Source organism: Acinetobacter lwoffii (genome assembly GCF_024129715.1).
Classification (GTDB): Bacteria; Pseudomonadota; Gammaproteobacteria; order Pseudomonadales; family Moraxellaceae; genus Acinetobacter; species Acinetobacter lwoffii_U.
Genome location: NZ_JAMXXM010000003.1, coordinates 91,115 through 104,485 on the forward strand (window position 1 = coordinate 91,115; position 13,371 = coordinate 104,485).

Below are 13,371 nucleotides of genomic sequence, written 5' to 3' on the forward strand. Positions count from 1 at the left end.
CCCTTTTATTCTATCTATTTTTTGAATCTGCTGAATGGGTCTATTTCGTTGTTTTCTGATTCAGCTGCTGTATATAAACCCGATATCGACTATGTTCGCTGCTCTGTGTCGTAGCCTTTGATGCATACCGTCTGCAAATACAGCTTTTTTAAATGCATCGATTTTTGCTTGAAGAGGTGCAGCAGTCGCAACCGAAATCCAGACAGGTTCATTCCCCTCAAGTCGGGCAATGAATTGAGCCAAGTTATTCAGTGGAAGCATTTTTTGCTGATCGGCATCGCGGCATGCTGGGACTGTCCAGCCGATCATTTTCTGATAAAGCATTCTGCGTCCAATCTTGTATCCAAGTTTGAATACAGTTATGCAGAACTTATGCCAGTTTAATTTTTATTTTATTTTCAATAATTTAATAAAATTTAAAATATATAAATTAGGGGTGATTCCGTTGGATGGTTGTTTTTGGTTCAGCCTGTTTTCAATTCAGTGCAAAAATTATTCTGGAACTCATATTGCATGATCTGCATCATTTCAACTTTTGCAATGCTCATATAAAAGCCCATCTGTTGATGAGCTTCTAAGTGAACTATTCTATTTATAGCTTAGGACAGTCGTAATAATTGAGTGTATTAAATACCTGAATTGAAAGGTTGAATCAGCGTGCATTTGTCATTGCGGTAATTCATTACTTCACAGGAATCATTAAGTGCTGATAAGGCGTCCCAGACCACATGACATAAGGCACAGCGGTATCCGGTTGCGTATGTTTAGGATACATATCATAGAAACGAGCTTCAGCACCGACGATCATGACATGGGGACCCGTTTTGACCCAATGATTGCCCGCAGTAGGCTTCTTGGCATAGGGATCGACATTACTGGCATCCGTACCACCTGCCAGCATATACATGAAGCCTACTTTTCCAACTGTGGGCTGTTTATTCCCCATCCAGGCTTCTGCCCATTCTAGAGCGGCCTGATCCATACACATTGGGTCTGGACCTGGAGTGGTCAGATTATCAGGCATACAGGTAAAACCATTATTGCCCTTGCGCAAGGTACGTATTTTGCCATCTGTACCGACAGCGACAATCGTGGCTGCAGCGGCTACTTTCTTAGGTGCAGCAGTCATGGCACTTGCAATGGCTTTCTTATCGGCAGCAGATGAAGCTGCGCCTGAGCTGGCTTTGCCCGACATGGGCGGTTCAACGGCTAAAGCGGCAGGTGCAGATAGCGCGACCCATCCCGCCATAAGCAGTAATTGAGGAAAATTCATGGCACATTCTCCTTGAATCATCATGAAGAAATTGGATTTAGGTTCAGATCAAGTTGGATTAATCTGTAATTTTTGTAACGTATCCTTATAGAGTTGAGGGATAATTTGAGTTGATCAAAAGAAAGGAGAAGATTTAACTATTGCAGTGAAATTGCGCTACACAGCAATATCAACTGCAATGAAAGACAATATCTTTGGCGCTTAACCACGAAATGCTGCTTCGATCACGGAGATGTCAATTTTCTTCATGGTCATCATCGCATTAAATGCGCGCTTGGCCGCAGCACGGTCAGGACTGTTACAGGCGTTGATGAGGACCGCTGGCGTAATCTGCCAGGAAATGCCCCACTTGTCCTTGCACCAGCCACACTCACTTTCCTGACCGCCATTGCCCACAATGGCATTCCAGTAGCGATCTGTTTCCTCTTGGTCTTCAGTCGCCACCTGAAATGAAAATGTTTCATTATGCTGAAAACCAGGACCACCGTTCAACCCGATGCAGGCAACGCCCATTACTGTAAATTCAACGGTGATAACATCGCCTTCTTTTCCGGAGGGATAATCTCCAGGGGCAAGGTTGATCGCGCCAACTGAGGAGCCTGGAAAGGTTTCTGCATAAAATCGTGCTGCACCTTCGGCATCGTCATCGTACCAAAGGCAGACGGTGTTCTTCGCAATATTCATCATCTTCAATCTCCATTGATTTAGGTCTTACGCGTTCTGCCTAAGTCCAATGTGTCCCATATATCGGTCGAGAATAGTTATATGATCCCTTGTCTATCTTTCACCAAAAACAGAATAAACCTACTTTAGAATTGTATTTTTATTGATCGAAAGCTGTTTCAAAGTGCTTAAACTGATGCGTTTCCAGAGTTTGTCACTGAACGATGGATTGCTTGGAAAATCGTGAATCAAAGAAAATGAATTGACCGTTTCGAGATATTAAAAAAATTAGTGATATAAATACTTTTTTAGTTTTTTAACTTTGAGACTGCTGGCAAAATTAGCCGAATTTAAATAACCAGATACGGAATAATATAAAATTGCAGCTCATAATTATTTTTTACTTTTCCAGAATTCCCACTTAGACTAGAGCACAATTTTGTTGCATATGCTTTTTGCCCTATGACCATTCAGGAATTAAGAAGATACCTTCGTAAAACGCGTCGTCATCTCTCTAAATTTGAGCAAAGGCAATCCGCACAAAAAGTTCTAAACCGTCTGATCCGCAGTCCAGAATTTATTCATGCCCAACGTATTGGCCTGTATTTGCATGCTTTTGGGGAGATTCAGACCCAGGCGATTATTGAACGCTGCTTTAAACTGGGCAAACAGGTGTATCTACCAGCGATTTGCGACATGAATCAGCAGCTGGTCTGGATCCGAATCACCCAGCACCAATACCATAACAAGCGCTTTGCCCATCATCGGCTGGGTATGCGAGAGCCCATGAGCACCCGTGGTGTACATGTTTCCAAACTGGATTTATTGCTCATGCCACTATTGGCCTGTGATACTTCGGGCACACGGATTGGTATGGGCGGCGGTTTTTATGATCGTACCTTGGCTTCTGCACCTGGGCGTCCATTCCGTCTGGGGCTGGCGCATGACTTTCAACTGCTGGCACAGCCGTTAAAACGTGAAACATGGGATCAGCCCCTTGATGCTTTAATCACCCCGACAGTTTTTATAAAATTCAAACGTTAATTTTGCAATTTTACCCTTGCTAACTACTTTAAAATCACATAATTAGTCATTTTTCATACAATTTAATCTTAACTGCCCTTGTATTTTTAAAATTACCCATCACTATTAAAAGCATGGCAACACCGTTGTCACTCATTAGGAGTGCTCATGTCTGAAATTATTATGAATCAAGAAACCTTAGAGCCTCAGGTTCCAAGTGTACTACCCCTTTTGGCGTTGCGTGATGTGGTGGTTTATCCGCATATGCAAATTGCGCTGTTTGTCGGTCGTGAAAAATCGATCAATGCAGTTGATGTGGCTCGTAACAGTGACAATCTAGTATTTGTAGTTGCGCAAAAAGATTCGCTTACAGAAGAAATTGATCACGACAATTTATATCAATACGGTACTGTCGCGAAGATTGTGCAAGTTGTGAATCACGAAAATGATGAAAACTGTATTAAAGTCCTGATCGAAGGCCTACACCGTGCCAAGCTGAAAACCATCATTGACGAAACTGAGTATCTGACAGCAGAGCATGAACTCAGCCCAATGACGGTGAGCGTCGATGCAGACACCCAAGCTGTGCGCTTGCAGGAATTACGTGCGCTTTTCGCTCAATATGCAGAAGCGAAACTTCGTAATGCGCGTGAACTGATCACCGCAGCCAACAAAATTGAAGATCTATTACAGTTATTGTTCTTCGTCGCAACCCGTGTTCCCTTGAATATTGATGTCAAACAGAAATTCCTGGAACATGACGAATTCGAAGCGCATTTGACTGAGCTGATGACTTATCTATTGCAACAGTCTGAAGAACAACAGATTGAGCAAACCCTGCATGATTCTGTTAAACGTCAGATGGAAAAGAACCAGCGCGAATATTTCCTGAATGAAAAAATGAAAGTCATTCAGCGCGAGCTTTCTGATATGAATGGCGGTGCGGAAGACGATGTCGCTGAAATTGAAAAACGTCTTGCTGAAGCAGATTTGCCTGAGCATGTACGCAAAAAAGCAGAAGCTGAATTCCGTAAACTGAAAGCAATGCAGCCTGCTTCAAGTGAAGCTGCTGTGGTACGCAACTATCTGGAAGTGATTCTGGATACACCTTGGAATAAAGCCAGCAAAGTCAGCATTAACCTGAACAAGGCACAGGAAATTCTGGATGCAGACCATTATGGTCTGGACGATGTCAAAGATCGCATTGTCGAATATCTGGCAGTTCAGTCACGCGTGAAAAAATTGCGTGGCCCGATTCTGTGTCTGGTTGGTCCTCCAGGTGTGGGTAAAACTTCACTCGGTGAATCAATTGCCAAAGCAACTGGTCGTGAGTTCGTGCGTATGGCACTGGGCGGCGTGCGTGATGAAGCGGAAATTCGCGGTCACCGTCGTACCTATATCGGTGCGATGCCAGGTAAAATTGTGCAGTCATTGACTAAAGTGGGTGTAAAAAACCCGTTGTTCCTGCTCGATGAAATCGACAAGATGGCGCAAGACTACCGTGGCGATCCGGCTTCTGCTATGCTTGAGGTACTTGATCCATCACAAAACAACAAGTTCAGCGATCACTATCTGGATTTGGATCTGGACCTGTCTGAAGTGATGTTTATCTGTACCGCGAACAGCATGAACATTCCTGAGGCTCTACTGGACCGTATGGAAGTGATTCGTCTTCCGGGTTATACCGAAGAAGAGAAAGTAAATATTGCGGATCGTTACCTTGTTCCTAAAGCAATCAAGAACAATGGTCTACGTGCCAAAGAATTGACCGTGCATGAAGAGGCGATTCGTGACATCGTGCGCCGTTATACCCGTGAAGCCGGTGTTCGTAACCTTGAACGTGAAGTGTCAAAAATTGCACGTAAAGTGGTGAAAGAGGCGGTTAGCAAGAAAGCTAAAAATCTTCAGGTTGAAGTGACAGCAGGAAATCTTCCAGATTACTTGGGTCCACATAAATTTGACTATGGAATGGCGGAAGAAGAAGCACAAATCGGCCGTGTAAATGGTCTGGCTTGGACTTCTGTCGGTGGTGAATTACTAACTATTGAAGTTGCAGCAGTCCCAGGTAAAGGCAAGTTCATTACCACCGGTTCTCTTGGCGATGTCATGAAAGAATCGATTACCGCTGCGATGACTGTAGTGCGTACCCGTGCGGATGAACTCGGCATCGAAGCCTCGCGCTTTGAAGAAACCGACGTGCATGTGCATTTACCTGAAGGCGCAACACCGAAAGATGGTCCATCAGCAGGTTTGGCTTTGACTACAGCATTAGTATCTGCTTTCACAGGTATCCCGATTCGTCCGGATATCGCGATGACAGGTGAAACCAGTCTGGGCGGCCGTGCATTGCGTATCGGTGGTTTGAAAGAAAAACTGCTTGCAGCCCATCGTGGTGGCATCAAGTTGGTGTTCATTCCACAGGAAAACGTACGTGACCTGGCGGAAATTCCAGAAAATGTGAAAGAAGGTCTAGAGATTAAAGCAGTAAAATCGATTGATGAGATTTTACCGCTGGCATTGACTTCTTTGCCAAAAGCTCTGGTTAAAGCACCGATTGTGAAAACCAAAGAAGAAGCGAAAGCAGCGCGTCATTAAGACCTGATGCTTCGTATAAAAAACCCTGCTTCGGCAGGGTTTTTTATTGAGTTATTAAATAAAGCAATTGAGTTATGGCTGTAGTGCCATATCAACCAGCCCATCCACCACATGAGTCATCTTGTTCAGATCAAGCTTGTCGAGGGTATCCAATTCGGTATTGTAATAAGGATTACGATAACTCGCAGTATCGGTAATCAGCATGGTCGAATAGTTGAATTTGGCATAATTCAGATAGCCCGAGAAATTCATATCCTGAGCAAAACTTGGGCTGACAAAGCGTTGACATTCCAGACGGTTAAAACGCTGCATGGCATCACAATAATCTCCAGTCAGGCCAGTTGAGGCTAAATGCCCAATGGCTGCAATGAAATTGCCATGTCGTGGATAAATCCATTTTAATCCCACCGGATAGCTCTGCACCTGATGTTCATCAAAATAACCAATCGAATCCAGAATCACCACGCCCTCAATTTTCTGCTTCTGCTTTTTTAAAGACTTGGCATGCATATAACTGCCCATATGTTCTGTCTTGAAAAAAGGCGGCTCTTCAAGCGTATAGAAAGCAAATTCGACATCATGTTTGAGCTTGGATTTTTGCAGGGCCAGTAATCTTGCAGTTTCCAGTAAACCCGCTACCCCTGAGGCATTATTATCAGCACCGTTTCGGGCACTAAAGACATCATAATGTGCCCCCATCACCATCTTGGTTTTGGCTTGAGTATCCAAGCTACAGATGACATTTCGGTAACTCAGGTTATTGACCACATAAACCTGAAACTGGCATGGAATACCAAAGCGCTGCATCTGCCCTTTGATCCAGGCAGATACCCGATTCAGCTCTTTTAGATTTTTATAATTTCGGTATTCATCGACACTCATGATCTGGCTAAAAAATAATTCCAGATGAGAGACCTGAGCATTTTTGCTCGAATTGGCTGCACAGAGACTAGGCCCCATGAGGCCTATCAGTAATAGCAGCACAGTACAACATCCTTTTATCATGACACTGTTCCGCATTTATTATTATTCCATTCCTTTATCAAGCGGATACTTGAACTAAGGACATTAAAGCAACACTAAATCTCTCATTTCAATTTCAATTTGTTTCCCTGCTCAACTTCATGTTGTTTGATCGTTATAATGAGGTATCCAATTATTGATCTGTCTGTATGAAAATCCGTATCCTGACCATTGGTCAAAAAATGCCAGCGTGGGTGCTGACTGGTTTTGAAGATTATTTCAAACGTATTCAGCCTTTTGTACAGACCCAGATTATTGAACTGCCGATGGCCAAGCGCGGGAAAAATGATTCTGAAGCGGATATTCTGAAATACCGCAATATTGAGGGCGACAGCATTTTAAATGCGCTCAAGCAGAATGAAACCCTGATTGCACTAGAAGTGGGCGGACGCGAATTCAGTACCGAGAAACTGGCTGAAACCATGAAAGGCTGGATGCTGGAAGGCAATGATGTAGCACTTGCAATTGGCGGGCCGGATGGTCACTCAGAAGCCGTGCGTAAAGCTGCTGCATGGCACTGGTCACTTTCCAAGTTAACTCTGCCGCATCCTCTGGTACGTGTGATGCTGATCGAGCAGCTTTATCGTGCCATGAGCATCAATAACAACCATCCTTATCACCGAGCAGGCTAATGATTTTGCTGAAGCGTTCTTTATATGCAACGTTTTGTTGAATAATCTCTTCTGCTCTTATTTCTATTTTTCATGCATTATTGAGGCATCTTCCAGATGTGGTTTGACTTATGAACTTACAAACGTTGCCCGGCTTATTTATTTCTCATGGCTCTCCTATGCTGGCGCTGAATCCTGAGCAAGTGGGTCCTGCCTTGCATCGTTTGAGTGAAAATCTGCCACGCCCGGAAGCGATTATTGTGATGTCTGCACATTGGGAAAGTGATGCGTTGGAAGTCAGTAGCGCAATTCGCCCAGAAACTTGGCATGATTTTCGTGGTTTCCCGCCTGAACTTTATCAATTACGCTACCCTGCACCGGGAAATCCTGAATTGGCCGAGAAAGTCTTAGGCTTGCTGGCCAATGCCGGCTTTTCTGCACATGCCAACAGTACTCGTCCGCGTGATCATGGTGTATGGATGCCGCTGCTACATATGTATCCAGATGCCAACATTCCCGTGGTAGAAATTTCCTTACCCATGTCGATGAGTGCGGATGAGATTTATCAGATTGGTCAAAGTCTCGCACCTTTACGTGAACAGCAAATCCTGCTGATTGGTTCGGGTAGTATTACCCATAATTTACGTGAACTGTCTTGGGATGGATCGGCTGCTGATGTACCCGAATGGGCCTCAGGCTTCCGTAATTTTGTGGTGCATAAACTGACGCACAATGATTATGATGCTGTACTGGACTGGTCCAATATTCCGCATATGGCACGGAATCATCCAACGCTGGAACATTTTGCTCCGATTTTCTTTGCGATGGGCACAGGTCAGCGTTTTAGTCTGGTACATAGCAGTTTCACCATGGGTTCACTCGGCATGGATATTTATCGCTTCGATTAATCTTGCTTCAGCGCTAAAATCTTAATGATGGATACATTTTTCAACTTAAAGCTGCGAAATGTATCCATATTTTTTCGCAATACATCCATTATTATTGTTTGAACTTTATATACTTCATTATAAGTCCATGAAATTAAAATTTATTGTGCTAGCATTATTGCCTTTAACTTTTGCAGCCTGTCAGTCCAGCGATATTCAACGAGCTGGAGATCGTGCGGTGGCCATCATCCAACAAAAAAATGCAGATCAGATTCTTCCAGCCTATCATTGGGAACTGAATCCTGGACTAGAACGACCAATCGTACTCAGTTTTGATGCTCAAGGCCGGCTGAGCGCCGTGACGGGCTGTAATGGACTCGGGACGACCTGGTCAGTCAAAAACAATATCATCACCACCAGCGAAGTTGTAGGCACTGAAATGGCCTGTGATGCAGCCTTGATGGAGCAGGAACGTTTTGTCAGCCAGCTTTTACAGAAGCGTGACATTCCTTTTATGCTCAATGTAACAGATCCTAACAAGCCGACCCTGACGTTGATGGCCGCAAATGGTCAAACCTATGAATTTATCGGGAAAATGACTCCGGAAACCAAATACCAAGGACAGGCTGAAACAATTTTTCTGGAAATTTCCCCCGATACCAAACAATGTACCGGCGTAACCCAACAAAGCTGCTTGCAAGTCAAAGAAGTGAAATATGATCAGAATGGCCTGAAAACTCAGGTCGATAAGGACTGGACTTTATTCTATGATCAGATTGAAGGTTTTCGGCATTCACCAAATGAACGGCAGATTATTCGGGTCAAACGTTTTGAAATTAAGCATCCGGCAGCTGATCAATCGAAATATGCCTATATTTTTGATATGGCGGTTGAGCGTGAATTAGTTAAGGGTGCTCTTTAAGGCTAAAAATACCAGATATAAAAAAACCGGGACAACAGCCCCGGTTTTTTCAGCTTAGACTAAGTCAGACTTAGAATACGCCTTGAGCAAGCATTGCATCAGCAACTTTTACGAAGCCAGCAATGTTCGCACCGTCAACATAGTTCACAGTACCGTCTTCTTTAGTACCGAATTTCACACAGTTACGGTGAATTTCTTTCATGATTGCGTGTAAACGCTCATCAACTTCTTCGAAAGTCCAGCCTAAACGCAATGCGTTTTGAGACATTTCCAGACCAGAAGTTGCCACACCACCTGCATTTGATGCTTTACCTGGCGCATAAAGAATTTTCGCTTCAACGAATTTCTCAACCGCTTCAAGCGTAGAAGGCATGTTCGCACCTTCAGCCACACAGATTACACCGTTTGCAAGAAGCTGAGCAGCGTCGTCTGCATCAAGTTCGTTTTGAGTCGCACATGGCAATGCGATATCACACTTGATACCCCAAGGACGTTGTCCTTCAAGATATTCGAAACCATGTTTAGACGCGAATTCTGAAATACGGCCACGTTTTACATTTTTAAGTTCCATGACTTCAGCAAGAAGCGCCTCAGTGAAACCGTCTTTAACGTGAACTGTACCGGCAGAGTCAGAAAGTGAAACCACTTTCGCACCGAGGTACATTGCTTTTTCAGCAGCATATTGCGCAACGTTACCAGAACCTGAAATCGCAACGACTTTATCTTTGAAGCTTTCGCCACGAGACTTAAGCATTTCCTCAGCGAAATACACAGTACCGTAACCCGTTGCTTCCGGACGTGCCAATGAACCACCGAAAGTTAAACCTTTACCAGTGAATACACATGCCGTATCATTACTTAATTTTTTCATCATGCCGGCCATGTAGCCCACTTCACGACCGCCTACACCAATATCACCTGCAGGGATATCTGTGTTCGCACCAAGGTGACGATACAGCTCGATCATTAAAGCCTGGCAGAAACGCATGATTTCGCCTTCTGATTTGCCTTTAGGGTCAAAATCAGAACCGCCTTTACCGCCACCCATAGGAAGTGTGGTTAAAGCATTTTTAAATGTTTGCTCAAAGCCTAAGAATTTTAGGATTGAAAGATTCACTGAAGGGTGGAAACGCATACCACCTTTAAATGGACCGATCGCTGAGTTGTACTGTACGCGGAACGCACGGTTTACTTGAGTCTGACCTTGGTCATCTACCCAAGAAACTCGGAACTGGATCGCACGTTCTGGCTCAACTAGACGTTCTAGTAAACCATGTGCTGCGTATTGTGGGTTCTTTTCAATGAACGGCCACAAACTGGTCATCACTTCTTCTACAGCTTGAAGAAATTCTGGTTGATGTGCATCACGTGATTTTACGTAATCTAGGAACTCATTAAGTGTGTTGTATTTCAACGCTTAATCCTCAGCAGAAAATGGATCAAAATTGGTCAAATTTACAATCAATGTTAAATTTTGGCGCAAAATATTAAATATCTTTTGTAACTAATCTACAATACTTTTTTTGAAAATACTTTAAAATTAATTTGATAACAAATATTTATATTGATTATGAAAATTTTTTCTATGTCAGGAAATGCCAATCGAATCAAGGCTTACATTCAGATTTATGCCTAATAATAAGGCACAAGTTGACCCTTAATTGCGCACGACTTAGGAGTTTAAAAATATGTTAAAATTGATGAATCGACATATTTTGTTTCACTTACTCTCTCATGCTTGCCATGAGTAACGCTGGTTATACATGAATTCGCCCATTTCTCTGGTCCAATCGATTGACGCTTTACTCCCTCAAACCCAATGTGGACTCTGCGGTCACCGTGACGGATGTTTACCTTATGCCCAGTCGATTACTGAGGGGGAAAATGCCAATAAATGTGTGCCGGGCGGACAGCCTGTTGCCGATGCTTTGGCTGCATTATTAAATCGTCCTAAACTTCAAGCTGAAGAAAGTGTCTGGCCAGTTCAAGCCGATGGTCGTCCTCAGCGCATCAAAGCCGTAATTCGTGAAGATGAATGTATTGGCTGTACCAAATGCATTAGCGCCTGCCCGGTCGATGCAATTATTGGTTCCGGTAAACTGATGCACACCATTCTGACCGATCTATGTACGGGCTGTGAGTTATGTATTCCCCCCTGTCCGGTAGACTGCATCGATTTGGTTGAAGATCAACAACCCTTGCCGACTGAAGCTCAGCGTCTTGCGGAACAGGATGATCTGCGTCAGCGTTACTATGCGCACATCCAGCGTGAAGAAAAACGGCGTACCGATCGTAAGGGACCTGTAGTCCGTGCAGAAATCGATACTGCCCTGTTTGCCCGTTTCTCTGCTTTAAATGAGCAACTTCCCGTGATTGAAGTCGCGAGCAAGCCAGAGAATGCACCTGTAGCCCTCGATTCCAAGACCACGATTGAACTGGCAAAACTACGTACCCAAATTAAAAAACTGGAAAAACAGCTTTCGGTTCGTGAAGATGTCCGAAAGCGTACCCAACTGGAAGAACTGACACAGCAATTACAGGCTTTACAGGGATAGAACATGACCACAGCAAAGGCCAAGCCTGTTAAAAACATGACCAAAAAGCAGATTCAGACCTTTTTTGAACGCCTGCGTGAACAGCGACCCCATCCGAAAACCGAACTAAATTATTCTAGTCCTTTTGAATTGCTGGTCGCGGTCACGCTCTCTGCTCAAGCCACCGATGTCAGCGTTAACAAAGCCACGGACAGACTCTTTCCAGTCGCCAATACGCCGGAATCAATTTATGCGCTAGGTGTGGACGGTTTGAAGGAATATATCAAGACCATTGGTTTATATAACTCGAAAGCGGTCAACGTGATTAAAGCCTGCGAGATACTGATTCAGAAGCACAACAGCGTGGTACCGGACAATCGTGCAGACTTAGAAGCCCTGCCGGGTGTAGGTCGTAAAACGGCGAATGTGGTGCTAAATACGGCCTTTGGTCAGCCGACCATGGCCGTTGATACGCATATTTTCCGGGTCGGTAACCGTACCGGACTAGCGGTAGGTAAAAATGTGCTGGAAGTTGAACACCGTCTGGTCAAAGTCATTCCCAAGGAATTTATCATTGATTCACATCACTGGCTGATTTTACACGGTCGTTATACGTGTATTGCGCGCAAACCGAAATGTCATGAATGTGTAGTATCCGATGTATGTAACTGGCCGGACCGATTCGAGTTTGGCGCAGCCCGCTCGATTGCAGTGAAAAATATTGAACTTGCTGAATAGAACGGCGCGATCAAGCTGGAATAAAAAATAGGCGACCAATGTGTCACCTTTTTATCGATTTTGATAATTCTGCTTTTCGTTCAAACCAAATTCTTAGTTGAGCTGAACTATTGTGGATTATTTATCCTGATCTTGTTCAGCCTGTTCCTGCTGCTTGCGCTGTTCAAGTTCAGCTTGTAATTTTGGATGAAGCTGGCGCTCAGGCCGCTTTGCTGCATTTTCAGCACGTTCTTCCTGACGTACTTTGTTGAGTATTTTAAAACTGATATAGAACAGACCTACCAATACTGCCAGAAAGACTACCATCAACACCAATACGCCAAATTTCATAGCAACAAGTACCCTGCTCAAATACGTAATAAAAAAGAGCCCTAATATGACTTAGGGCTCTCTGATTGTCAAAATCATCGTCAGCCGATTATTTTGCCTGATCCAGAATCGCGAAAAGATCAGTCTGAACTTCATCGATTGGACGTAAACCGTTTAGCTTGTCATAAGTTGGTGCATTTTCACCAGACGCTGCACGGCCTTGGTAGAAACCAACCAGTTGCTCGGTTTCAGTGTGGTAAGAACCTAGACGCTTGCGAATTGTTGCTTCCAGATCATCAGGACGCTGAACCAGATCTTCACCCGTTTCGTCATCTTTACCTTCCACTTTTGGCGGGTTGTAAACGATGTGATAGACACGGCCAGATGCAGGATGCTGACGACGGCCAGAAAGACGTTGTACAATTTCTTCATCTGGTACATCAATTTCAATCACGTGATCAATTGCAATGCCTTCTTTTTCCAAGGCTTCTGCTTGAGGAATGGTACGCGGGAAACCATCAAAAATGCAGCCGTTTACACAGTCAGGTTGCGCAATGCGCTCTTTCACCAGACCAATGATCAACTCATCAGAAACCAAACCGCCATTGTCCATGACACTTTTAGCTTGTAGACCTAATTCAGTTCCTTCACGAATTGCAGCACGGAGCATATCACCGGTTGAAATTTGTGGGATATTGTAGCGCTTACAGATCAACTGAGCTTGTGTACCTTTACCTGCTCCAGGTGGTCCGAGTAAGATAATGCGCATATATAAACATCCTCATTTAAACAA

The 13,371-nt window shown here is 44.0% G+C and carries 14 protein-coding genes; 7 read left to right on the forward strand and 7 right to left on the reverse strand.

The features are described 5' to 3' along the window. Positions 1 to 60 precede the first annotated feature (60 nt). From NI462_RS03680 to NI462_RS03690, 3 genes are all read right to left on the reverse strand, one after another. On the reverse strand, positions 61 to 324 hold the full coding sequence (locus tag NI462_RS03680) for a hypothetical protein (RefSeq protein WP_253159161.1): 264 nt from the start codon (positions 322 to 324) through the stop codon (positions 61 to 63). 358 nt (positions 325 to 682) lie between these two features. Next, positions 683 to 1,273 carry a hypothetical protein gene (locus NI462_RS03685; protein ID WP_253159163.1) on the reverse strand — a complete coding sequence of 197 codons (591 nt, stop codon included), beginning with the start codon at positions 1,271 to 1,273 and terminating at the stop codon, positions 683 to 685. A gap of 201 nt (positions 1,274 to 1,474) precedes the next feature. Further along, on the reverse strand, positions 1,475 to 1,957 hold the full coding sequence (locus NI462_RS03690) for a VOC family protein (RefSeq protein ID WP_213687764.1): 483 nt from the start codon (positions 1,955 to 1,957) through the stop codon (positions 1,475 to 1,477). Between the two features lie 441 nt (positions 1,958 to 2,398). Here NI462_RS03690 and NI462_RS03695 point away from each other — a divergent pair, with 441 nt between their 5' ends. Both NI462_RS03695 and lon read left to right on the forward strand, forming a co-directional pair. Then, positions 2,399 to 2,980, forward strand: a complete 582-nt coding sequence (locus NI462_RS03695) for a 5-formyltetrahydrofolate cyclo-ligase (protein WP_005267045.1) — start codon at positions 2,399 to 2,401, stop codon at positions 2,978 to 2,980. Between the two features lie 147 nt (positions 2,981 to 3,127). Beyond that, the gene (gene lon, locus NI462_RS03700) at positions 3,128 to 5,554 is read left to right on the forward strand and encodes an endopeptidase La (protein WP_005246925.1); all 2,427 of its coding nucleotides are present in this window, start codon (positions 3,128 to 3,130) and stop codon (positions 5,552 to 5,554) included. A gap of 72 nt (positions 5,555 to 5,626) precedes the next feature. Here the strand turns inward: lon and NI462_RS03705 are convergent, their stop codons facing one another. Next, positions 5,627 to 6,559 (reverse strand): M28 family peptidase, encoded by a 933-nt coding sequence (locus NI462_RS03705; RefSeq protein ID WP_253159165.1) that lies wholly within the window; start codon positions 6,557 to 6,559, stop codon positions 5,627 to 5,629. A 167-nt stretch (positions 6,560 to 6,726) separates the two neighbouring features. Between NI462_RS03705 and rlmH the strand changes: the two genes are divergently transcribed. The 3 genes from rlmH (at position 6,727) to NI462_RS03720 (ending at position 8,997) form a co-directional block, all read left to right on the forward strand. Next, positions 6,727 to 7,209, forward strand: a complete 483-nt coding sequence (gene rlmH, locus NI462_RS03710) for a 23S rRNA (pseudouridine(1915)-N(3))-methyltransferase RlmH (protein WP_004646335.1) — start codon at positions 6,727 to 6,729, stop codon at positions 7,207 to 7,209. A gap of 110 nt (positions 7,210 to 7,319) precedes the next feature. Further along, on the forward strand, positions 7,320 to 8,096 hold the full coding sequence (locus NI462_RS03715; protein WP_004646334.1) for a DODA-type extradiol aromatic ring-opening family dioxygenase: 777 nt from the start codon (positions 7,320 to 7,322) through the stop codon (positions 8,094 to 8,096). 127 nt (positions 8,097 to 8,223) lie between these two features. Then, a complete protein-coding gene (locus tag NI462_RS03720; protein WP_253159167.1) occupies positions 8,224 to 8,997 on the forward strand; it encodes an META and DUF4377 domain-containing protein in 774 nt (257 codons plus the stop codon). A gap of 70 nt (positions 8,998 to 9,067) precedes the next feature. Here the strand turns inward: NI462_RS03720 and gdhA are convergent, their stop codons facing one another. After that, on the reverse strand, positions 9,068 to 10,411 hold the full coding sequence (gene gdhA / locus NI462_RS03725) for an NADP-specific glutamate dehydrogenase (RefSeq protein ID WP_004646331.1): 1,344 nt from the start codon (positions 10,409 to 10,411) through the stop codon (positions 9,068 to 9,070). 349 nt (positions 10,412 to 10,760) lie between these two features. Between gdhA and NI462_RS03730 the strand changes: the two genes are divergently transcribed. Then, complete coding sequence (locus NI462_RS03730) at positions 10,761 to 11,552, forward strand: RnfABCDGE type electron transport complex subunit B (protein ID WP_253159170.1); 792 nt, start codon at positions 10,761 to 10,763, stop codon at positions 11,550 to 11,552. 3 nt (positions 11,553 to 11,555) lie between these two features. Beyond that, positions 11,556 to 12,269: an endonuclease III gene (gene nth, locus NI462_RS03735; protein WP_253159172.1), complete on the forward strand. Its 714-nt coding sequence runs from the start codon at positions 11,556 to 11,558 to the stop codon at positions 12,267 to 12,269. A gap of 117 nt (positions 12,270 to 12,386) precedes the next feature. Here nth and NI462_RS03740 read toward each other — a convergent pair whose 3' ends face one another. Together NI462_RS03740 and adk are read right to left on the reverse strand one after the other, a co-directional pair. Continuing rightward, on the reverse strand, positions 12,387 to 12,599 hold the full coding sequence (locus tag NI462_RS03740; protein WP_253147638.1) for a hypothetical protein: 213 nt from the start codon (positions 12,597 to 12,599) through the stop codon (positions 12,387 to 12,389). 88 nt (positions 12,600 to 12,687) lie between these two features. Next, on the reverse strand, positions 12,688 to 13,347 hold the full coding sequence (gene adk / locus NI462_RS03745; RefSeq protein ID WP_253159174.1) for an adenylate kinase: 660 nt from the start codon (positions 13,345 to 13,347) through the stop codon (positions 12,688 to 12,690). Positions 13,348 to 13,371: the final 24 nt, after the last annotated feature.